This window comes from Hymenobacter sp. BT188, from assembly GCF_014333585.1.
Taxonomy (GTDB): domain Bacteria; phylum Bacteroidota; class Bacteroidia; order Cytophagales; family Hymenobacteraceae; genus Hymenobacter.
The window spans coordinates 305,869-327,392 of the sequence record NZ_JACSCW010000004.1; the positions used below are offsets into that span (position 1 = coordinate 305,869).

17 protein-coding genes are annotated in these 21,524 nt (G+C 54.5%); 12 read left to right on the forward strand and 5 right to left on the reverse strand.

Annotated features, from left to right (window positions below; all coding sequences use genetic code 11):
• Positions 1-100: 100 nt before the first annotated feature.
• Together H8B13_RS12740 and H8B13_RS12745 are read right to left on the reverse strand one after the other, a co-directional pair.
• On the reverse strand, positions 101-2,515 hold the full coding sequence (locus H8B13_RS12740; protein WP_187311189.1) for a glycoside hydrolase family 2 TIM barrel-domain containing protein: 2,415 nt from the start codon (positions 2,513-2,515) through the stop codon (positions 101-103).
• Positions 2,516-2,520: 5 nt separating this feature from the next.
• The gene (locus H8B13_RS12745) at positions 2,521-5,118 is read right to left on the reverse strand and encodes a cellulase family glycosylhydrolase (RefSeq protein ID WP_187311190.1); all 2,598 of its coding nucleotides are present in this window, start codon (positions 5,116-5,118) and stop codon (positions 2,521-2,523) included.
• 200 nt (positions 5,119-5,318) lie between these two features.
• Here H8B13_RS12745 and H8B13_RS12750 point away from each other — a divergent pair, with 200 nt between their 5' ends.
• The 12 genes from H8B13_RS12750 to H8B13_RS12805 all read left to right on the forward strand — a co-directional run bounded on the left by H8B13_RS12750 (position 5,319) and on the right by H8B13_RS12805 (position 18,355).
• Complete coding sequence (locus H8B13_RS12750; RefSeq protein WP_187311191.1) at positions 5,319-6,509, forward strand: alpha/beta hydrolase-fold protein; 1,191 nt, start codon at positions 5,319-5,321, stop codon at positions 6,507-6,509.
• A 288-nt stretch (positions 6,510-6,797) separates the two neighbouring features.
• Positions 6,798-8,270, forward strand: coding sequence for an anthranilate synthase component I family protein (locus tag H8B13_RS12755; protein ID WP_187311192.1), 1,473 nt, complete (start codon positions 6,798-6,800; stop codon positions 8,268-8,270).
• 63 nt (positions 8,271-8,333) lie between these two features.
• Positions 8,334-8,906 carry an anthranilate synthase component II gene (locus tag H8B13_RS12760; RefSeq protein ID WP_187311193.1) on the forward strand — a complete coding sequence of 191 codons (573 nt, stop codon included), beginning with the start codon at positions 8,334-8,336 and terminating at the stop codon, positions 8,904-8,906.
• 159 nt (positions 8,907-9,065) lie between these two features.
• The gene (gene trpD / locus H8B13_RS12765; RefSeq protein WP_187311194.1) at positions 9,066-10,055 is read left to right on the forward strand and encodes an anthranilate phosphoribosyltransferase; all 990 of its coding nucleotides are present in this window, start codon (positions 9,066-9,068) and stop codon (positions 10,053-10,055) included.
• 90 nt (positions 10,056-10,145) lie between these two features.
• A complete protein-coding gene (gene trpC, locus H8B13_RS12770; protein WP_187311195.1) occupies positions 10,146-10,958 on the forward strand; it encodes an indole-3-glycerol phosphate synthase TrpC in 813 nt (270 codons plus the stop codon).
• Between the two features lie 22 nt (positions 10,959-10,980).
• Positions 10,981-11,649, forward strand: a complete 669-nt coding sequence (locus H8B13_RS12775; RefSeq protein WP_187311196.1) for a phosphoribosylanthranilate isomerase — start codon at positions 10,981-10,983, stop codon at positions 11,647-11,649.
• 37 nt (positions 11,650-11,686) lie between these two features.
• On the forward strand, positions 11,687-12,886 hold the full coding sequence (gene trpB, locus H8B13_RS12780; protein ID WP_187311197.1) for a tryptophan synthase subunit beta: 1,200 nt from the start codon (positions 11,687-11,689) through the stop codon (positions 12,884-12,886).
• Positions 12,887-12,929: 43 nt separating this feature from the next.
• Positions 12,930-13,712, forward strand: a complete 783-nt coding sequence (trpA, locus tag H8B13_RS12785) for a tryptophan synthase subunit alpha (protein WP_187311198.1) — start codon at positions 12,930-12,932, stop codon at positions 13,710-13,712.
• 33 nt (positions 13,713-13,745) lie between these two features.
• A complete protein-coding gene (locus H8B13_RS12790; RefSeq protein WP_187311199.1) occupies positions 13,746-14,759 on the forward strand; it encodes a bifunctional 3-deoxy-7-phosphoheptulonate synthase/chorismate mutase in 1,014 nt (337 codons plus the stop codon).
• A gap of 33 nt (positions 14,760-14,792) precedes the next feature.
• Positions 14,793-16,097, forward strand: a complete 1,305-nt coding sequence (locus H8B13_RS12795; RefSeq protein ID WP_187311200.1) for a helix-turn-helix domain-containing protein — start codon at positions 14,793-14,795, stop codon at positions 16,095-16,097.
• 86 nt (positions 16,098-16,183) lie between these two features.
• Entirely contained in the window at positions 16,184-17,074 is an 891-nt protein-coding gene (locus H8B13_RS12800) for a DoxX family protein (protein ID WP_187311201.1), read from the forward strand.
• A gap of 549 nt (positions 17,075-17,623) precedes the next feature.
• Complete coding sequence (locus H8B13_RS12805) at positions 17,624-18,355, forward strand: phenylalanine-4-hydroxylase (protein ID WP_187311202.1); 732 nt, start codon at positions 17,624-17,626, stop codon at positions 18,353-18,355.
• A 116-nt stretch (positions 18,356-18,471) separates the two neighbouring features.
• Here H8B13_RS12805 and H8B13_RS12810 read toward each other — a convergent pair whose 3' ends face one another.
• The 3 genes from H8B13_RS12810 to H8B13_RS12820 all read right to left on the reverse strand — a co-directional run bounded on the left by H8B13_RS12810 (position 18,472) and on the right by H8B13_RS12820 (position 21,468).
• A complete protein-coding gene (locus H8B13_RS12810; RefSeq protein WP_222841422.1) occupies positions 18,472-19,332 on the reverse strand; it encodes a dienelactone hydrolase family protein in 861 nt (286 codons plus the stop codon).
• Positions 19,333-19,462: 130 nt separating this feature from the next.
• Positions 19,463-20,824 carry an ABC1 kinase family protein gene (locus tag H8B13_RS12815; protein ID WP_187311203.1) on the reverse strand — a complete coding sequence of 454 codons (1,362 nt, stop codon included), beginning with the start codon at positions 20,822-20,824 and terminating at the stop codon, positions 19,463-19,465.
• Positions 20,824-21,468, reverse strand: a complete 645-nt coding sequence (locus H8B13_RS12820) for a TetR/AcrR family transcriptional regulator (protein WP_187311204.1) — start codon at positions 21,466-21,468, stop codon at positions 20,824-20,826. The genes H8B13_RS12815 and H8B13_RS12820 overlap by 1 nt, the downstream gene beginning before the upstream one ends.
• Between the last annotated feature and the right edge of the window lie 56 nt (positions 21,469-21,524).

Consider the following 21,524-nt stretch of genomic DNA (forward strand, 5'->3'; position numbering starts at 1 on the left):
GATATGCCTTCTGCTGATTTAACACAAACGATTGCCTAAACATGCGCCCCGAATCGGAGTGCCTTGCATTACTTTGCTTTAGTATCAGCAGCAACAATTCTTATTTGCTAACGACGGTGAGCATAGTAGAAGCTATGCCATCCGCAGTGGCGGAAAGTTGAGACGTACCTTGCCTGGGGGGCATTTTTAGCAGAATAGTGGCTATGCCGGCTTCAGCTTTCACCGGATTATCACCAATCAGCTCGCCGCCTTTTGCAGTGATCCGCACCGAATTAATGGCATCCGGTACTACGGTGCCATTTTCGTCTACTACGGAGGCGTACACAAGCACGGCGTCGTTCTGGCTGGCAGTCAGATCTTTGCCATTATGGGCATAGGAGAGCTTGATGCTTTTGGCTGCCCCCGGCGTGCGCCGCTCCATTTGGGCCGCTTTCTTACTTTGATAGTAACCCACGGCCCGCAAGGTGCCTGGCGTGTAATTCGGCAGTGTGAAGGTGAACGGCGGATGAGGCAACTGGTCGGAAAAGTTGTTTTTGTCGGGCTGCTGGCGGGCAACTACTTTGCCGTTGAGCGAGAGTTCTACTTCATCGCAATTACTGTACACAACTACCTGCTTGCTGGAGGTCGGCTGCCAGTAGTTGGCGATGAAAACCATGGGCTTGCCGAAGCCGTGGGGGGCATTTATGGGGCCGTACTGACTTTGATAAAAGTGGTAGGCAAACTTCGGCAGGCGGAAAATGTCGGCTATACCGGATGACTCGATATCGGGGGCGTAGCCGCGCTTGTAGTCAAACATCAGCCAGTTGGCGTCGCCGACGGCGGGGCTGCGGTAGTTGTCGTTGTGGGCTTCCTGAAAGTTGAGGGCTTGTTGGGCCAGCGCCCGCTCGCCCTGGCCGCGCAGCTGGCGCGAGGTGCGCTCCGATTCTTTCAGGCCTGCGTAGGCGGTTTGGTTGAAGCCGGCATTGTGAGCATAGTATTCCCAGTCGCCGTACTCGCACAGAAACAGCGGTTTTTTGCCATCGTACTTGTTCCAGTAATCAGGGGCTTTGCGGTGCTGGCGGGCGGGAATAAAGACGTCGTAAGCATAGTCCATCCAGCCGCAGGTGTACACGCCTTCCTTCCAGGGCAACTCCTGATGCACGGCCGCATGGGTTTGTTCCATGTAGGGCTTGCTCATGTCGGTCTCATTCAACGATGACTCCCAAAGCACGATGCTGGGGTGGTTGCGGTCGCGGCGCACCATGTCGCGCACATCTTGCAGGCTGTTTTTCTGGAAATCGGCATCACCAAAAAACTGCCAGCCGGGAATAGAATTCATCACCAGAATCCCTAGCTCATCGCACGCCTGCAAAAAGGCCGGTGAGGGAGGGTAGTGGGAGCAGCGCACGAAGTTGAACCCAGCCTCCCGGATTTGCCAGGCGTCGCGGTATTGGGCGTTGTCCGACAAAGCGTAACCCAGATAAGGATATTCCTGATGGCGGTTGGTGCCGCGTAAGCGTAATTTTTGGCCGTTCAGGTAAAAGCCATCGGTAGCAAAGCGAATAGTGCGCACCCCGGTTTGTAGCTCCTTGCGGTCAATCACTTCGCCTTTGCGCATTACTTCAACGACCAAGCGATACAGATACGGCGTTTCCGGTGACCACAATTGGGGCTTCGCAATAGTAAGCTGCTGGCTTACCTGCCCGAAAGTACCGGCGGCAATAGTGGCCTCTTTGTTCTCGGTCTTGCCTATTTCGGTGCCTTTTGCGTCGAGCAAAGTGGCGCGTACTTGCATCGATTGGGCCTGAGCGGCATCGTTCTGCACATCGGTTTGTACCTGTAGCGTCGCTGATTGGGGGCTTATATTTTGATAATGCAGCAAAATGCCTCCGCCCGCCGCCCGGCCTGCCTGCACGGGGTCGGTGATGTACACTTTATCCTGGACTACTAACTGCACCGGGCGGTAGAGGCCGCTGTAGAAGTTGAAGTCGAGGTCTTTGAGGGGCTTGCCGGGCGGTACGTCGGGGTTGTCCTGGTTGTTGAGCTTCACTACCAGACAGTTCTCCTGACCAAACTTAAGCTGACGGGAAATGTCCACGGTAAAGGGCAAATAGCCCCCCAGATGCCGCTGGAGCCGTTTGCCATTCATATACACATCTGCCGTGTGCATCGCCGCCCCGAAATGCAGGGCCACTCGCTTACTGGAATCGGTAGCGTCCACCTGAAAAAACTTGCGGTAGAAACAGGTGCCCTGCCACTGCTTTTTATCGGTGACAACGGGCTCGATTTGAGCCGTATGCGGCAACGATACATCCGTCCACAGGGCTGCGCTGTCGGCTGTTTTAGCGAAAAAGGAAGGGGTGACAACTGTGTCAATATCTTTTACAAACTGCCATTCCTGATTGAAATCAAGGGTGGGGGCTGGAGTCAGATCCTTTGGCTTGTCGGTGCTGGTGCACTGACTCAGGGTAGCCACCAGCAACAAGCCACCAATGATGCGTGAAAGAACAGGTAAAAGCGTCGGGATAGAAAACATGCGTTTTATCGTAAGGAGACTGATTCGATGTCGACGTGCAACTGGCCGGTAGCTGGGGCAGTGCCTTCAACTACTACTTGCAAAACCTCCGCGTCCGTGAGCTTGAGGGCAGTCTGGGGGGCAAATTGGTAGGTGAGCGGCAGGAAACCGGGGTAGGGGCGAGGCAGCAGCAGGAGCGCATCGGGACGGAAGGAAGTGAGCGGAATCCGCACCTCTTGCACCTCGGCACCGAGCTGTACAGTAGCAGAGTATGCCGCCGCGTCTTTGGTTTGAAGCACCACTTTCACGGCCGTAGCGGGCTGATTGGCGCGGCCTTTCACCATTACCTCTTTGAAGCTGGCTAAATCAGTAGCGCGACCTGCCAGCTTGTGACCGAAGTAAGCCCGCAAAGCCGCCGAAGGGCCAGCTGGTGCGGCCGGTTTCGGTTGGCCCGACTGAGGTTGGCCCACCACCATGCGCAAAGCCAGCTCGCCGGCCGGCGTCGTGACATAATCAGTCCAGTTGGTGGAAGCTAAGCCGCGCGCTTCTACCTGGTCCTTATCTTGAGCCGCCGTGAAGAGTGGCAAAGGCGCGCCTGCCGCCACAATGGGCACCGCGTAATTCTCCGTGTGGTAGTAGTCCCAGTCGCGGGGCTGGCCAGTGAAACCACCGGGGAACGTCAGCGCCTGCTGTCCTTTGCGCAGCACAATCCAATAGCGCAACAAGCCCGGATACGCTAGCTCGGCGGGCACCGTGGCATCCACCGTCGCGTAGCTGGTAGTGGTCATTGGCAACACCAGGGTGCGGCCATAATAGTGTTGAGCTACCAGAAAAACGCTGTCCTGCGGCTCGGCCCCGGTGATGCGAGCCGTAATACGTACCGGCTTCCCTGCCGACACTTGCGCCATCGGCGTGTGCAGTGCCTGGGGGGCAATTTTGGTAGGAGCAGGGGCCGCAAACTCGCCTAGCTTAATCTGATTGAAAGAGGATTGGGCCGTATAGCGACTGGTCGATTTGCCCCCCGCCGCCAGCAAATACACGCCCGGACGTACAGTAGTGCGCCCATTGGCAGCCTGCGTTTGTGTGGTGTTGCCTTCGTTTAGGCCGCGCAAAGAGAAATTGCCCCCCAACTCGGCCAGGGTGATTTGTAGTGGTTGGTTGTTCCACAAAATCTGCGTTACCGTCTTGCTTAGCGAAGCTTTTTCGAATGGGTCGCGGATAGGCACGGCATCAGGCATCACTTCTAAGCGCCATACGCCGGCCGCCAGCCGGTCGAGAAAATAAGCGCCGGTGCCGCCGTAGCTGACAAGCGGTGAAGAGCCAACGCCCGCTACATGGCGCAAACTGGCGGCCTTTTTCGGTTGGGTGGTCGTGGAGGAAGTATAGTAGAATTCCTCCGGCGTATTCATCTCGCTGAGTTGCTGCCGGTAGCTCACCCGAAACGCATCAAACACCGAATCGGCAGGGTAGCTTGGAAACGACTGGCCCCGGCCCACGCGATGAAACACTTTGGACGCAATCAGCATGCTCATGGCCTTGGCCGGCGTGTACGCCAGATTCAGATAATGCGTTTGATACTCCGTGTTGGCAAAAGCAATAGCCATCGGGTCGTAGGCAAACTGCGTGGCCCACTGAAAACCCGCCTCGCGGAAGCTGCGCGCCATAAACGGGTACATGATCGGCTGAATAATGTCGGCCGATTCAAACTCGTACACCATTTTGGCCTTGCTGATAAAGCGCTTATCCGTGCGAAACGGAATCAGGTACTGATCGACATAAGGCAGGAAGTTGCCGCGCAACGCGTGCCCGCTTACTAATCCCTGTGGGTACCATTGAAAGGTGACACCATCTACGTTAGCGTTCAGAATGGCATCGTACACATCGGGGCTTTCAGCGATATTATAGAATACCGGCTTGCGGCAGCCGGTGGCCCGGATGGCCTGCGCCATGCGATTAGCGAAGGCCGTGACTGGCGCCTCAGGCTTGCTGTACTTGGGCTCGTTGCACACCTCGTAAGCAATGATGTCGGGGTCTTCGCGGTTGAGTAGCTTGGTGTAGGGGTTCCGATGATTCAGAAACTGCGTCAGATACCTTTCTTGGGCAAGTATAGCCCGTGGGTTGGTATAAGCCTGCGCTTTTGAATAGATGCTGGAGAAACCCGTGCCGGTGTCGGGCTCCGGGTAGCCATTATTCCAGTAGGCAATAGGGGTCAGGATGATCTTGATGCCGCGCTGCTTGAGCTCAGCCACCAGAAAATCAAGCAGCTGGAGGTGCTCATTCTCCTGTAAGTTGCCGAGCGTATCCGTGATTTCCACGTCCCACACGTGCACCCGAAACGCATCCAGACCCAGCCGTGATAGGTGGTACACATCCTGCCGAATTGCCTGCTCATGAGCAACACCAACACGCTGGTGAGCTCGGTAAGCGTGGGCGAATGGCGTAGTGTAATTCACGCCAAATAAAGCCACCTCTTTTTTCGACTTCTGCCACCGCAGTACGCCTTCCTTGTCCACGAATACGTCACCCTCTGGCCGGCGCACAGCTTCTTGAGCTAGCGCTGGAATTAGGAACGCACTTGTCCAGAAGAGAAAAAAAGGCAGGGAGCGACGTAAACGAGTAATCATAAAGCGAACACTATCAACTCTTAACAAAACCATAGGTAGCGCCACGTTAGCTTTTCTGCGCAAACGATTGCGTTGCGAAGTTAAGGCATTATTATATTCTGGCGTGGTATAAAAACGAGATGATAAGGTAGTTTTATCTTTACCAACTACTTAAGCTCGACGCTACAAACGAATTCAGGCGCCGACAACTCTTTTTTTACATGCGTATCCTTTCATCATTACTCGGTTTACTGCTGTGCGCAGGCTCTTTACAGGCCCAGGTTACTCTGCGCATTGACCGCGTACCAACTAACACGCCCGCTGATGCGGTTCTATACGTAGCAGGCTCGTTTAACAATTGGAACCCTAAAAGTGCCCCCCACGCGCTTACCAAAAATGCGGATGGCAGCTACCAAGTGGTTTTGCCTCCTAGCACCGGCAATTTCGAGTACAAATTCACGCGTGGCACCTGGGAAACTGTAGAAACCGATGCTGCCAACAAAGCCGTCGAGAACCGGCGATATTCGGCTGCCGCGGGCAGAGCGGTCACGCACATAATTAGCAACTGGCAGGATCTGGCGGGCGGCGCACCCGTAAAGCAGCACACGCTGACTCCCAACGTGACCGTGCTGACCGATTCGTTTGCTATACCTCAGCTCAACCGAAAGCGGCGCGTTTGGGTGTATCTGCCCAACGACTACGCCACCAGCAACCGGCGCTACCCTGTGCTTTACCTACACGATGGCCAGAATGTCTTCGATGAGTTTACTGGCTTCAGCGGCGAATGGGGCGTGGATGAAACCCTGCGGCAGCTCCAACTGTCTGGGCAGGATGCGGGCTGCCTTGTGGTAGCAGTGGACCATGGCGGCGATACACGCCTCGATGAGCTTTCGCCATGGCGTAATGCGAAGTATGGTGGCGGGCAGGGTGATGCCTATCTTGATTTTATGGTTCAAACCCTTAAGCCGCACGTTGATGCGAAGTATCGCACCTTAAAGAATCGAAAAAATACGGGCATAGCCGGCTCTTCCATGGGTGGCCTGATCTCGTTGTATGCGGGCTTAAAATATCCCCAAGTGTTTAGCAAAATCGGAGTGTTTTCGCCCGCCTTGTGGTTCGCGCAGGACTCTGTTTTTGCCTACGTCGGCCGCGCAAAAGTGCGACAGCCCATACAGTTTTACGTAGTCGCTGGCGAACAGGAAAGTGAGACAATGGTGCCGCTGATGGCTGCAATGCGGGATTCTTTGAAGAAGGCTGGGGTGAAGTCCGCGGCCATCACCTACCGGGCTGTGCCCGATGGCAAGCACGCCGAGTGGTTTTGGCGGCGCGAGTTTCCGGCCGCTTATCAGTGGCTATACCAATCGAATGCGCCGAGGGCAAAAAAGCGTGTGCAAGGCAATGAGATTGAGTAAGCTGCGGGGGTGTCGGTTTAAAAATTACTTGTTCAGTGTGAGTTCACCCGTATATTTGCGACACAAACGCCTTTACTCAGTGGCAATGAATTTCTCAATGACTTCGCAAGCATGGTGGTGGCCTCTCCGAAACTCCGGACGGGAAAACCTGTGCGTGCGGTAAGGTCATTTGTAAATAGAACCTCGCATCGAACATAAAGGAAAGCCCGGCCACCCGCCGGGCTTTTTTGTTTCCCGGTGTTCCAAAACAGAACGCATCGCTCACCGCCAAAAAGCCCCCCGCGTCCCATGAATAACTCGCCGCAATCTACCTACTCGCTCAAAACCCGCCATGTGCGCCTGCTGGCCGATACCGTGACGCCGGTGGGGCTCTACCTGCGTCTGCGCGACCAGTACCCAAACTGCCTGCTGCTCGAAAGCTCGGATTATCACGGGCAGCAAAACGCATTCAGCTACCTGGCCTGCGACCCACTGGCGCGCTTTGAGCTAAGTCGCAGCGAGCTGACCCAAACCTTCCCAGACGGCACCGCTACTACCGAAAGCTTAACGCAACCTCGCCTCGCTCTCGACCGCCTACGCGAGTTTGCTGGCCGCTTTCAAACGGAGAAGAGTGAGTTCGATTTTATCACTGGGGGGCTTTTTGGCTACATGGGCTACGAGGCGGTGCAGTATTTCGAAGATCTCACGCTGAACCCGGCTAAAGAATCGGCCGGCCAGATTCCGGACATCATCTACGGCACCTACCGCTACGTAATTGCCATCAATCACTTCCGCAACGAGTTGTACGTATTCGAGCATTCGCCCGCTGATGAGCCTACCGACCACGATGGCCTGACACGACTCGTGAATCTGGTGCGCAATCCGAGTTTGCCGGAGTTTGGTTTTGCGCCGGTCGGCGAAGAGACCACCAACCTTACCGATGAGGAGTTCTTGGAGAAACTGGCCGCTGGCCAAAACCACTGCCGAAAAGGCGACGTGTTCCAGATTGTATTGTCGCGCCGCTTTTCGCAGGGTTTTGTGGGCGATGAATTCAACGTGTACCGCGCGTTGCGCTCCGTGAACCCATCGCCGTATCTGTTTTATTTCGACTACAGCAACTTCAAAATCTTCGGCTCCTCGCCCGAAACCCAGTTGCTGATCAAAGGCCGCGCCGCTAGCCTGTTCCCCATTGCCGGTACCTTCCGCCGCACCGGCCACGATGCCGAAGATGCCGCCCTCGCCCAGAAATTAGCCGACGACCCCAAGGAAAACGCCGAGCACGTGATGCTAGTTGATCTGGCCCGTAATGACTTGGCTCGCCACGGCGACGAGGTGAAAGTGAAGGTCTTCCGCGAAATCCAGTATTACTCCCACGTTATTCATTTGGTAAGTGAAGTAACTGCCACGCTAGCCCCCGACGCCTCGCCGCTGCAAGTTGTAGCCGATACGTTCCCGGCCGGCACACTCTCCGGTGCCCCCAAGCACAGCGCCATGCAGCTCATTGATAAGCTCGAACCAACGGGTCGTGGCTACTACGGCGGCGCCCTCGGCTACCTAGGTTTCAACGGCGACTTCAACCACGCCATCATGATTCGCTCCTTTCTGAGCACCGGCAATCAGCTCCACTACCAAGCCGGTGCGGGCGTAGTAGCCGCTTCCGATATAAACTCCGAACTAAACGAAGTGGATCACAAGTTGGCTGCTTTGCGCAAAGCCTTGAAAATGGCCGAAGCAATAGGGGAGAAGCTGACCGCTACGCAAGCCACGGCCGCTTCTAATTGAACTGAAAAAAACAGTAAGTGTCTGTCATGCGTGATGTGGCGACCCTTCAATTCTCTTGGTACCATGAGCATTCTCGTTCTCGATAATTACGATTCCTTCACGTACAACCTCGTGCAACTCCTGCGCGAGCTTGGCTACGGCGCTCAAACCACCGTGGTCCGCAACGATAAAATAACGTTGGAAGAAGTGGAGCAATACGACTCTATTCTGCTTTCGCCCGGCCCCGGCGTTCCCGCCGATGCTGGCCTGATGCCCGCCATTATTGAGCGTTACGCGCCCACGAAACGTATGCTGGGCGTATGCCTTGGTCACCAAGGGATTGCCGAGGCTTTTGGGGGGCAATTATATAACCTGCCCGCCGTGCTGCATGGCATCGCCACCGACGCCGATATCATTACCGGCGAGGACAGGTTATTCAAAAATCTGCCTGCCAAGTTCAAGGTAGGTCGCTACCATTCCTGGGTTGTAACTCCTGAGTCGATGCCGGCCGAACTTGAAATAACGGCCAGCGACGCCAATGGTCAAGTGCTAGCCCTACGCCACCGCCAGTATGACGTGCGCGGCGTGCAGTTTCATCCCGAGTCCATCCTGACCGAACACGGCCACGAAATGCTGAAAAACTGGTTAGCCGAATAAAATGAAGCACCGTCCTCAGAACGTCATGCAGAGCGACAGCGAAGCATCTCGCGTGCTGATGAGAGGTTAGTAATCTTACTACCGCGAGCGAGATGCTTCGCTGTCGCTCTGCATGACCCAAATGAAACAGGTCAGTATAATCTTTATAAATCACCGATTTTGAAACAGATTCTCACCACCCTTTTTGACCAGCAAACCCTCACCCGTGAGGACGCCCGCGAAGCCATGTTTCGCCTGGGTCAGGGAGGCGTCAATGCATCCGAAACGGCTGCTTTCATGACCGTGTATCGGATGCGGCCCATCACGGTGCCCGAGCTGAGCGGCTTCCGCGATGCCCTGCTCGAACTCTGCCGCGACCCTGAGCTAGGCACCCACGAAGTGCTTGATATTGTTGGTACGGGCGGTGATGGTAAAGACACGCTCAATATTTCCACGCTGGCCTGTTTTGTAGCGGCCGGTGCGGGCTATAAGGTGGCTAAGCACGGCAACTTCGGGGTATCGTCGGTGTGTGGCTCCTCCAATATTCTGGCCCACTTCGGCTACGATTTTGAGGCCCCATCTGACACCCTGCGGCGGCAGCTGGACGAGGCGAATATTTGCTTTCTGCACGCGGCAGCTTTTCACCCGGCCATGCGCCACGCCGGGCCCGTGCGCCGCGAACTGGGCGTGCGCACTTTCTTTAATATTTTGGGTCCATTGGTTAATCCTGCGCGGCCAGCGGCCCAATTGGCGGGCGTGTTCAGCCTAGAATTGCTGCGTTTATATAACTACTTGTTTCAGCAAACCAGCACCCGCTACGCTGTCGTCCATGCTCTCGACGGCTACGATGAACTGTCGCTGACGGGCACCGCCAAAGTTGTGTCGGCGCGAGGCGAGCAGGTGGTAACAGCGGCCACGCTCGGTATGCCCACTTATACAGCCACCGACTTGGCCGGGGGGCAAACTGTAGCCGAATCTGCCGCCTTGTTTTTGCAAGTGCTTGATAACGAAGGAACCACTGCGCAGCGCGATGTAGTAACTGCAAATGCGGCTCTGGCTATTCAATGCGCTGATCCAGCACTATCACTGCCCGCAGCGTTGGAAGTCGCCCGTGAGTCGTTGGCGAGTGGGCGCGCTCGGGGGGCTTTTCGGCAGTTGTTAAACGTGTAGAGGCGCGAATCAGCATTTCTATTCCCTACTCTACTTATTCATTTTCATCCTCACAGCCGACCAAACTCCGCGGCTTCTTGTTCTTAGCTCATGGCTACTATTCTTGATCAGATTATTCAACATAAGCGCAGCGAAGTAGCTGAGCGCCAAAGCTTGGTGCCAGTGAAGCTGCTGGAGCGCAGCTTGTACTTCAAAACTCAGCCATTATCGTTGCGCCACTACCTGTTACGCGAAGACTTAAGCGGAATTATCGCCGAGTTTAAGCGCAAATCGCCTTCGAAGGGTTGGATAAATCCGCATGCGCCCGTAGAGCGCACAACCATTGGATACATGCAGGCCGGTGCTTCGGCGCTGTCGGTGCTCACGGATAAGGAGTTTTTTGGGGGGCAAAATGAGGACTTGATAACAGCGCGCCGCTTCAATTTCTGCCCCATTCTGCGCAAAGATTTTGTGATAGATGAGTACCAGATTCTGGAAGCCAAAAGCATCGGTGCCGATGCCGTGCTGCTCATTGCGGCCGTGCTCACGCCCGCCGAAATAGCAAAGCTTGGTCGCTTCGCCCGCAGCCTGGGTATGGAAGTGTTGTTGGAAGTGCACAACGCCGAAGAATTGGACCGCAGCCTCGATGCTGAAGCGGTCAACTTGGTAGGCGTCAACAACCGCAATCTGCACGACTTCAGCATGAGTCTGGAAACTTCCGCTGGGTTGGCTGAGCGTATCCCTAATGACTTTGTGAAAGTATCGGAAAGCGGACTGAGCACCGCAGCCGCTATCCGGCAAGTGCGTAGTTATGGTTACCGCGGCTTCCTGCTGGGCGAGGCTTTCATGCGTCACAGCCGTCCCGAAAAAGCATGCGCCGCGCTGGTGCAGGAATTACAAGCTACCGAGCCGATTACGGCGTAAAACGCAGCGTCGATTCTATAACATGAAGCCTACTCTATACATAAAGGTGTGCGGAATGCGCGAGGCTCATAGCTTGGCGGCCGTGGCAGCGCTGCAACCGGATTTTTTGGGCTTCATATTTTATCCCAAATCCAGCCGCTATGTAGGGCAGGAGCTAAGCGCGGCCAGCTTAGAAAATCTGCCCTCCAACATCAAAAAAGTAGGCGTCTTCGTGAATGAAACGAGTGAAGTTATCAGGCAGCGTGTGCAGGAGTTCAAGCTAAACGCTGTGCAACTCCATGGCGACGAAACGCCCAATCAATGTCAGGAACTGCGTGCGTCGGATTTGCTGGTACTCAAAGCGTTTGCGCTGGGGGGCAATTTTGACTTCGACACGCTACTGCCCTACGTCTCGCACTGCGATTATTTCCTGTTTGACACCAAAGGCGAGCAGCCCGGCGGCAACGGCCTAGTCTTCGATTGGCAGCTCCTGCGCAACTACTCTTTGCCCGTTCCATACTTTCTCGCTGGTGGCCTCGACCTGACGCACGCCGAAACGCTGCGGAACCTCCAGCTGCCCGGCTTGTTTGCCGTAGACCTAAACAGTCGGTTTGAAATTTCTCCAGGTAAGAAAGACCCAGCCCGATTGAATCAGATGATCCAAGAGCTTCGACAAGCGGACGTCAGATCAAGCATGACAAGTTTTACCTAACAAACTCCTCCTAGAATCACAATACTTCACCTACGATATGGCAACTACTTCTGCTTTCCAACCCAATGCCCGTGGCTACTACGGTGAGTTCGGGGGGGCATTTATTCCCGAAATGCTTTATCCCAATGTGGAAGAATTGCGTGAGCAATACCTCACCATTCTCGCCGACCCCGACTTTCAGCGCGACTATCAGCAACTCCTGCGCGACTTCGTGGGCCGGCCCACGCCATTGTTTGAAGCCAAGCGCCTGTCGGCTCGCTACGGCACTCGCATCTTCTTGAAGCGCGAAGACTTGTGCCACACGGGCGCCCACAAAGTCAACAACACCGTTGGTCAAATTCTGCTGGCGCAACGCTTGGGTAAGACGCGCATTATTGCCGAAACTGGCGCCGGCCAACACGGAGTTGCCACGGCAACAGTTTGCGCTCTGATGGGCATGGAATGCATCGTGTACATGGGCAAAACCGACACCGAGCGCCAGCGCCCCAACGTGGAGCGTATGCGCCTGCTCGGAGCCGAAGTTCGCCCTGTAACTAGTGGCAGCCAAACCCTAAAAGACGCCACCAACGAGGCCATCCGCGACTGGATTAGCAACCCCGTTGATACGCACTATATCATCGGCTCCGTGGTCGGCCCGCATCCGTACCCCGATCTGGTGTCACGTTTACAAGCCATTATCAGTGAAGAGATTAGAAAGCAGTTGCTGGAGAAAGTTGGTCGTGAGCTGCCTGATTACGTGGTAGCTTGCGTGGGCGGCGGCTCTAATGCGGCGGGAGCTTTTTATCATTTCCTCGATGAGCCTTCCGTGAAACTGATTGCAGTAGAAGCGGCAGGCAAGGGCATTAGCTCGGGCCATTCTGCGGCAACCTCAGTGCTGGGTAAGCCAGGCATTATTCATGGTTCGCGCACTTTGCTCATGCAGGACGAAGACGGGCAGATTACGGAGCCGTACTCTTTGTCAGCGGGCCTCGATTATCCCGGTATTGGGCCGCTGCACGCCTTCCTTGGCGCATCAGGCCGGGCACGGTTTATCTCGATTGAAGACGAGCCGGCTTTGCGGGCAGTAGCCGAGTTGAGTCGTTTAGAAGGCATTATTCCAGCCTTGGAAACGGCGCACGCGCTGGCGGCTTTACCCGAAATAGGGGCGGGCCCAGATGATATTGTGGTGCTAAACTTATCGGGCCGCGGTGATAAAGACTTGGATACTTACCTGAAATACGCGGAGCAAATGCACTAATGTGGTTGCCAACTACTTCCTGCATTAACTCACAAACGAATCAATGAATAACCGTATCCAACAAGCATTTGCTGCCAAGAAAGGCAAACTGCTCAACATCTACTTCACCGCCGGCTACCCCACGCTTGACGCTACGGTGCCGCTGATTCAAACTCTTTCCGGCGCCGGTGCCGACCTGATCGAAATCGGAATGCCCTTTTCTGATCCGCTGGCTGACGGTCCCGTGATTCAGCAAAGTAGCACTGCCGCGCTGGCCAACGGCATGAATATGCGCGTGCTGTTCAAGCAGCTTCACGATATCCGCCAAACTGTGCCCGACACGCCGCTGTTGCTGATGGGTTATCTGAATCCGGTGATGCAGTTTGGAGTGGAGAATTTCTGCCGCCAAGCTGCCGAAGCCGGTGTCGATGGTATTATTCTGCCCGATTTGCCGCTGGATGATTACGTAGCCGAATACCAGGATATTTTCCGGCGCTATAACCTGCGACCCGTGTTCCTTATCACGCCGCAAACCAGCGAGAGCCGTATCCGCCGCATCGACGAACTGACCGATTCGTTTCTTTACCTAGTATCTGGCCCCGGCACTACTGGGGGGCAAAATACCCAAAGTAAAGGTGTGCAGGAAGCGTATTTCGAGCGTATCGCGGCCATGAATCTGCGCAATCCGCGTCTCATTGGTTTCGGTATCGGCGACAAAACCAGCTTCGACCGCGCGTGCTCTTACGCCGATGGCGCTATCATCGGCTCCGCCTTCATTCGGGCCCTTGAAGGCGCCGACGATGCACCCGCCGCCGCCAAAGCTTTTGTTTCCTCAGTGCTGAATTAAGCACTCCAACACCTTTCTCAGCATCAGCAATCCATGCTCATCCAACTCGAAAAAGATATTGCCGCGAATACCAAAGCGGATATTATCAATCAGATAAAAGCCCTGAAGTATAAGGTTACGGAGGTGACGACCCAGCGCGCCCATTATTTAGTGGGCATCGGCAAGGCAGAGGTCGACTTGCGTGCGATAGGCCAACTGCCCGGAATCCGGGATATTCATCAGGTATCAGATGACTACCAACTGGTGTCGCGCAAGTGGCGCGTGCGGCCCACTGTACTCGACCTCGGTGATGGTGTGCATATCGGCGAAGGATCGCTTAGTCTGGTAGCTGGGCCGTGCAGTATTGAGAGCGAAGAGCAGATGGAAAAAATCATGCAGCATCTGCTTGATAACAACGTGCGCCTGATGCGGGGGGGCGTTTTCAAGCCACGTTCCTCACCTTATTCCTTCCGCGGTCTGGGCATGGAAGGCCTAAAGCAGTTCCACCAAATGGCTCGCGAACGAGGCATTAAAGTGGTAACGGAAGTAATGCAGGTGTCGCAGGTAGAGGAAATGCACGACTACGTGGATGTGTTCCAAGTTGGCGCCCGCAATACCCAGAACTTCAACTTGCTAGACGCCCTCGGTGGTGTAGACAAGCCCGTGCTCATTAAGCGCGGTATTTCGGGTACCATTGAAGAGTTATTGTCCTCGGCTGAATACGTGTTTTCGGGCGGTAATGAAAAGCTGATTCTCTGCGAACGGGGCATTCGGACCTTCGAAACGGCATCACGCAATACCTTGGATTTGAATGCGGTGCCCATTCTAAAGGAGAAAACCCACCTGCCCGTCGTGGTAGACCCCTCGCACGGTATCGGTATCCGCGATTATGTAGCGCCCATGGCACTTGCCGCCGTCATGGCCGGCGCTGATGGTATTCTCTACGAAGCCCACGAAAAGCCTGAAGAAGCAGCTTCTGATGGGCAGCAAACGTTGAATTTCGATGAATCGAGCCGGCTTATTCAAAACCTACGCCGCGTGTACGAGTTGCGGAAGGAGTTAGTGTAATGTCGTAATCGGCTGGTCGTGTAGCTTTAGCGCATGTTTTTTCAATTCAGTCCCTATAGCTCGTTACTGCTGCCCTTCTTTGTGCAGGGCATGGTATTTATAGGGATTTTGTTAGTACGTGGGTGGCGGCGCGGCTTAGCTTCCGATTGGTGGCTAGCTCTACTATTATTGCTCAATACGCTACCCCTCACGCAGTGGATGCTGGGCTTCGCGGGTTGGTACGACTCCCACGATGCCCACTCCACCTTTATGTTTTATTTCCCCTTCAGTCACTGGCTGGCTCTGGGACCTACTTTTTACTTTTATTTTCGAAGTCTTACCAATCAAGACTTTCGATTTGGCAAGGCCGAAAAGCTACACTTTCTGCCTGCGGTGGTGTACTTAGGCTGGCGGCTTATGGTATTTGGCCATGATGTTGTGTGGCAGCATTGGAACCTGGGAGAGCCTTTTACTGAGCACTTTGGTACAAAAGGCAAGCTCGCCAATGTGAGCGAAGTATTAGATGGCACAGTAGAGTTGCTAGGTTACGTATCGGTATTTGCGTACGGCTGGCTCACATTGCGCGACTATCAGCGTTACCGCCGCTACCTCGACGATAATTACTCTAACACAGGTCCTATCAGCTTCCAATGGCTGCGCAATCTGATAGTGGCGGTGCTAGTGGGTCTGCTAGTTTCCTTTTTCTTCGGCTTGGTAAATAAAGTGCTGACGCCGCTGTCCTACATCCAGGTGTGGTATTCGTTTCTGGCAACCGGTCTGCTGATTTATTACCTAGGTATTGCTGGTTTACTGGCTCCTTACCAGCCAGCGCCAGCTCTACATTTTCAGCCCACCAGTACGGATGACGTTCAAGCAAGCACTAGTACCGTCGCGGATAGGATAAACATTGAAGCGCTCGAACCAGCAGAACTGGAAAGCAAATTCGAGAAAAAAGCCCCCCAGGCGTCGGCTTCAGTTGCTGAGTTAGGCACTGTAGAGGTTGCGCCCGACTCAGACCTGACGCGGTGGGCCACAAAACTCTCCCGCCACATGGAAACCGAGCGACCATATTTGGCACCCGAACTGACCTTAAGTGAATTGGCTGGTCAGCTTCGTACCAACACCTCGCTGCTCTCGCGCGTCATCAATACGTGCTTCGGGCAAAACTTTAATGACTACATCAATGGGTATCGCATCGCTGAAGCCGAGCGCAAGCTGCAAGACCCGCGCTTCCAGCACTATACCTTGCTGGCGGTGGCGCTGGAATCGGGCTTTAACTCCAAGTCAACCTTCAACCGAGTTTTCAAAAAGCTGAAATCGGCGACGCCAAGCGAAGTAGCAGCTAGGCTCAATCCATAAGTTGGGACATCCCAAGCTGTGATTTGGGGCTTTTGAGAGGGGAGTGCGTGGCAATTTTGGGTCGTTCAATCACTCCTTCAACGACCATGAAAAAGCTTCTTTTTTCCGCCACTCCTCTGGGCTCCCGCTTCGCCGATATTGCCTGGCTTCTCCTTCGTTTGCACATCGGCCTATCCATCGCTATTGGGGCTGGCTGGGCAAAACTCGTCAGCATGACTACCGCCACCGAGGCCGCCAAGTTGGCCGGTGAGGCAAGCGCACTAGCTCCCCCCGATTGGTTTGTACAGCAAGTAGCCAACTTGGGCTTCACGTTTCCCTCTCCTTATATGTGGGCTTGGTTGGCCTGTTGGGGAGAGTTTGCCGGCGGCTTATTGATTGCCTTCGGCCTGTTCACCCGCTTAGGTGCGTTTCAGTTGGCGTTTCAGTTTTTTGTCATTGCCTTTTTATGGTACGAAAATCCTGAATTTATTGTGGGTATGAATTACCAGCAGCTCCTATTCTGGTGCTTCATACTCGTAACCGTAGTAGGCGGTGGGCGCTACTCCCTCGATTATATGCTCACGCGTAATACCAACTGGTTGCGCCGCTTTGTACCAACTCGGCAAGTGGCCTCGGCGGGGGCTGCCGTCCTGACCTTATTCCTGGCAACGACCAGTTGGGCAGGTGGCAGTTTGAACTCCGACTTACTCATCGAGCCCGGCAAGCAATTCGCCTTGGGCGGCGGGCAGCCTGGTGCCTTTCGGGTGGTAGCGCGCAATACGGGAAAGGTGCCGGTAGAAATAAAGGAGCGGCCACGTGGGGGCGGTATTGTTGGCAAAGCTACTCTGGCGCCCGGCCAGCGGGCTACACTCCACTTCTTACCTGGCTCGACCGCACTTCTGCTGAACCCGTCGTCAGACCAAAAAGCCCGCCTTGACTTGCGCGTGACTGGCGATACAAATCTGAGTATGGGGTATGAAGTAAATGGCAAACAATAAAAGCACCTTCTACTAATAACTGAAGGAGTAGCTTCCAAAAAGGCTGTCATGCAGAGGCAGAGCCGAAGCATCTCGCGTGCTTAGGCGGGATTACTAATCTCACGACCGCGAGCGAGATGCTTCGGCTCTGCCTCTGCATAACGCTTTACTTTAATGGAGTTAAAGTGAGCATCGCAACCTCAGCGTTCTGCATGACATTTGCTACTCGTTATAACAACACTTATTATTTAGTTGAGAGGTTGTTAGCTACGATGGTATAATATTTTACAACTGAAAAGCCCCCCAATATCATTTTTTATGACTTTTGTATCTGTCTGAAAATAAGTTGAATAGTTGAGTGTAGTTTATTATTCTGATTTTCTATATTTGCCTCCATGTTACTGCAATCCGCCAAATGCATTATGCTAACCGTCAATCGCCCCAATGGAGGCGGAGTCGAGCTGCATGGCCGGAAAGGAAGGTAAGTAACCACCTTCAACCCCGAAACCTCAAGCCCGACTCCGTCAAGAGTCGGGCTTTTTTTGTGTCATTATTTTATTTAGTAGAGCTATGTTCGAACAAGCCCACGACCAGTACACTACGCAGGATCAACTCGTCTGGAAAGTGTTATTCGACCGCCAGACGGCTCTGTTGCATAAGCGTGCGGCTCAAGCCTTTGGGGCTGGTCTCGCGCGCCTTGACTTCCAGCGCACAGTCATTCCGCACTTTGATGCGGTAAGTGAGCAGCTGCAGCGTTATACGAACTGGGAGTTAGTACCCGTGCCAGAAGCAGTGGACGATGCTACGTTTTTTGCGTTGTTGGCGGAGCGTAAGTTTCCGGCCGTTACACGGTTGCGGGCGATGGAGCAGTTCGACTTTGTGAAGACACCCGATTTGTTTCACGACGTATTTGGGCACGCGCCGCTGCTTACCGACTCGGCCTTCGCCGACTTCCTACAGTTTCTGGGCATCGTAGGTAGGCAGCACCGCCACGATATGCCCGCTTTGTTGCGGTTGCGGCGGTTGTATGGCTTCACGGTCCAGTTTGGGCTGGTGCAGGAAGGCGGACAGCCGCGCATCTACGGGGCTGGATTGTTGTCTTCAGCCGGTGAAATTCACCACTGCGTGCACGATGAAACTGCTCGCCACGCTTTTGAGCTTTCGACGGTCCTCGACACGCCATATTCGGAGCAGCGGTTTCAGGAGCAATACTTCGTGCTCAACTCTTGGGAGCAGCTCACGGCCAGCGTTGCGGAAATGGCCGCCTTGCTTGCGGATAGTTGGCAACTGAAGCCGGCGTAACCCGACTCTCAACTTTTGCCGGAAAGTTAGCCGTTATCCTTACGCCCTGTCTCACCACAGCGTACACAAAAAAGCCCCCCAGAAATACATCTGGGGGGCTTTTCTGCGTCTTAGAGTTAAGACTTCAATTTGAAATTCTTGCGCAAATAAGCTACAGCTGCGGTGTGGGCATCAGCGGCAAATTTTTGGTTGTATTTGGGGTTGGATGGGTTAGCAAAAGCGTGGTCAGCGGCGTAGCTTTTGATGGTCACCTTCTTCTTAGCGGTGGCCATGTCCTTTTGGAATTGCGCTACAACTTCAGGGTTGATCCACTTGTCTTCGCTGGCAAATATGCCGAGCACGTCAGTATTCAGGGTTTTTAGCTTAGCAACGTCTTTTTCGGGCATACCATAATACATCACACAGCCCACAGCTTTGGGCCCCGCGAGCAACGCCGTTTGTAGAGACCAGCCACCACCGAAGCACCAGCCCACAGAAGCAAATTGTGCATCCGGACCGGCGTACTGCATGGCGCCACGAATGATGTTTTGGGCACGGTCAGTCTTTACGGCTTGCATGTACTTGCCGGCTTCGTCAGGCGTAGTGGCCACTTGACCATCATACAGGTCGAGGGCGATGACGTTGACACCGGGTAGCTCACGGGCGAAAGCTGCCGCTTCCTTCTTGATGTAGTCGTTCAGGCCCCACCACTCATGAATCACGAATAGATACTTTTTGGAGGGCGTAGCGCTTTTGATTTCGAAGCCCTGACCAGTTTGGCCATCGGCAGTTTTGAACTTGACCATTTCGCCTTCGCCCTCATAGGAGTACGGCAGCGGCGCATCGTGGCCACCCGAAAAATCGGTGTTGGAGGCGAGCATGGCGAATGTTTCGGTGGCTACCGCTGGCTTGGCGCAGCAACTCATGGTAGTGGTTTGGGCCGAGGCCACGCTTGCGGCGCTGAGTAGCGCTGCACAAAGAGTCCAGAGTTTTTTCATGGAAATATAGAGAGAAAAAGAAAATGCGTCCTGAGCTAACATAATTCATGTTGCTACACGAATCGGTGCTGGTTCAGGACGCATTAACCGGGAGCACCAGATATAGTTTTGGTGGAGGCACCACTGCGTGTTATTGCGTGCGAATGTGCGCTCCCAATTCAGTGAGCAGCGCATATAGGCCCACGTAAGTCCGATTAAGATAGATAAAATGCTCAGACCCGCGAGGCTCACGCTGTTGGCGCAACTCCGGCTCCTGCATCAAATCGTCACCTAAAGCATACAACGACGCCATGTAAGCAGGATCGCCAAAGTTGAAGGTAGTCTCCCGAAAAGGACGCCCAACCAACTCCAGCGACGCGTGCAAAGTGCGCACATACAGGGCGCGGCGCTCGAGGGTATCAGTGGAGCGCAGAATGCCGGTTTCGTCGAGCAGGGCGGCAAGGCGCGCCTCATCAGCCAGAGTTTCGGGGGCCAGCAGCGCATTGAAAAGTCGATGCACATCGGCCGGAATTTCCTTGACACAGCCAAAATCTAGCACGCCCACGGTGCCGCCGTTATCGGCTCGTAGCAGAAAGTTGCCGGGGTGTGGATCGGCGTGGACTTTCAGCAGCGTATTTAGCTGATACATATAGAAGTCCCACAGCGCCTGCCCCAACTGGTTACGAATTTCTTGGCTGGGTTCTGTGCGCAGAAACTCTTTTAAGTGTTCACCCAGGAGCCAATCCATCGTCAGGATACGGGCCGAGGATAGCTCAGGATAGTAGCGGGCAAACTCCAGATGGGGTAATTGCGCGCAGCTGGCGGCTATTTCGGAGCCGCGCCGCAGTTCCAGCTTATAATCGGTTTCTTCAAGCAAGCGCGTTTCTACTTCCTCCAAATAAGGCCGCACTTGTGCCTCATCAAGACCCATCACACGTAAGGCAATGGGCTTTACCAGCCGAATATCCGAGCGGATGCTGTCAGCCACGCCGGGGTACTGCACTTTCACCGCTAGGGGGCGTTTATCGTCGCGTGAAAGGGCATAGTGTACTTGGCCGATACTGGCAGCTTGCCGGGCGTTCACGTCGAACTCCGCGAACAGTTCAAAGGGTGACTTGCCAAACGCATCCCGGAAAGTTTTGATAATCAGCGGAGCCGAAATCGGCGGCGTCTGATACTGAGCTTGGGCAAACTGGTCGGCGTAGGCGGGGGGTAAAAATTTCTTTTCTAGCGCCAGCATCTGGGCCACCTTCAGCACTGAGCCTTTCATCTCACTTAGCGTACTGTACAGCTCCGCGGCGTTGGCCGCGTGCAAGTCAGCCTCGCTGCTGGTAGCGCCCACCGAGCGGCGCGCGTAATGTTTCACATAGTTGGCGCCCACCTTCAGCCCCGACTTGGCAAAACGTGCCGCCCGCGCCACTTTGGTAGTGGGCAGTGAATCAAGCTGACGGCCGGGCACGCTCTCATCCGCCAGCGAGATGCTGGGGGGCAAATTTTCCACAGATTCAGCCATTAGCGACGCTTATGCAGCAGAAAACGAGTCAGATCGAGGGCGGAATCGAAGGAGTTGCGACCCACTAAGTCAAAGCTGAGCGTAACCGCTTTCTCCACGGCCGCGTCGGTGCGCTCGAAGTTCAGGCTTTCATCCTTGGCAAGGAAGGTGAGCACAAATAGCGCCTGCGTCCAGAAAAGGCGCGGGTAGCTGTCTTGGACGAAGCGGCGGGGGGCAATTTCCTCGGTGCGGCGGCCATCGCGCAGCAAGCTTTCAATAAACATGATGAACTCACTGCGGAAATCATCGAGTACCCGGGGCGTAATGCCTGGCACGTTCGGCATGGAGCGGCGCAGGGCCATGAGGGCGTAGCTGCGGTTTTGCTTCAAGATTTCGAGCAAGGTATAATAAAAGGCCAGTAGCTTTTCGCGGGCTCCGTATTCTTGCCATACTGGTTCCAGCGCCGCTTTTTCGCGAGCTTGGCGGCCAAAGTCAGCCCACAGCTCCCGATCAACGGCCTCAAAGTTGGGGTAATAGCGATAGAAAGTTTCCTCCGGGATATTCAGCCGTTTAGTAAGCTTAAATACCGAAGCTGGGGGCCTATTTTTATCCAGCACGTAAGTCAAGTAACCCTGCTTAATGCGTTCCTTTTCCGTATTTTCCATAGTGTTAGTACAACAGCGAACGACATGGTAAAGTTGAAGTACGCAGCACCAGTCGG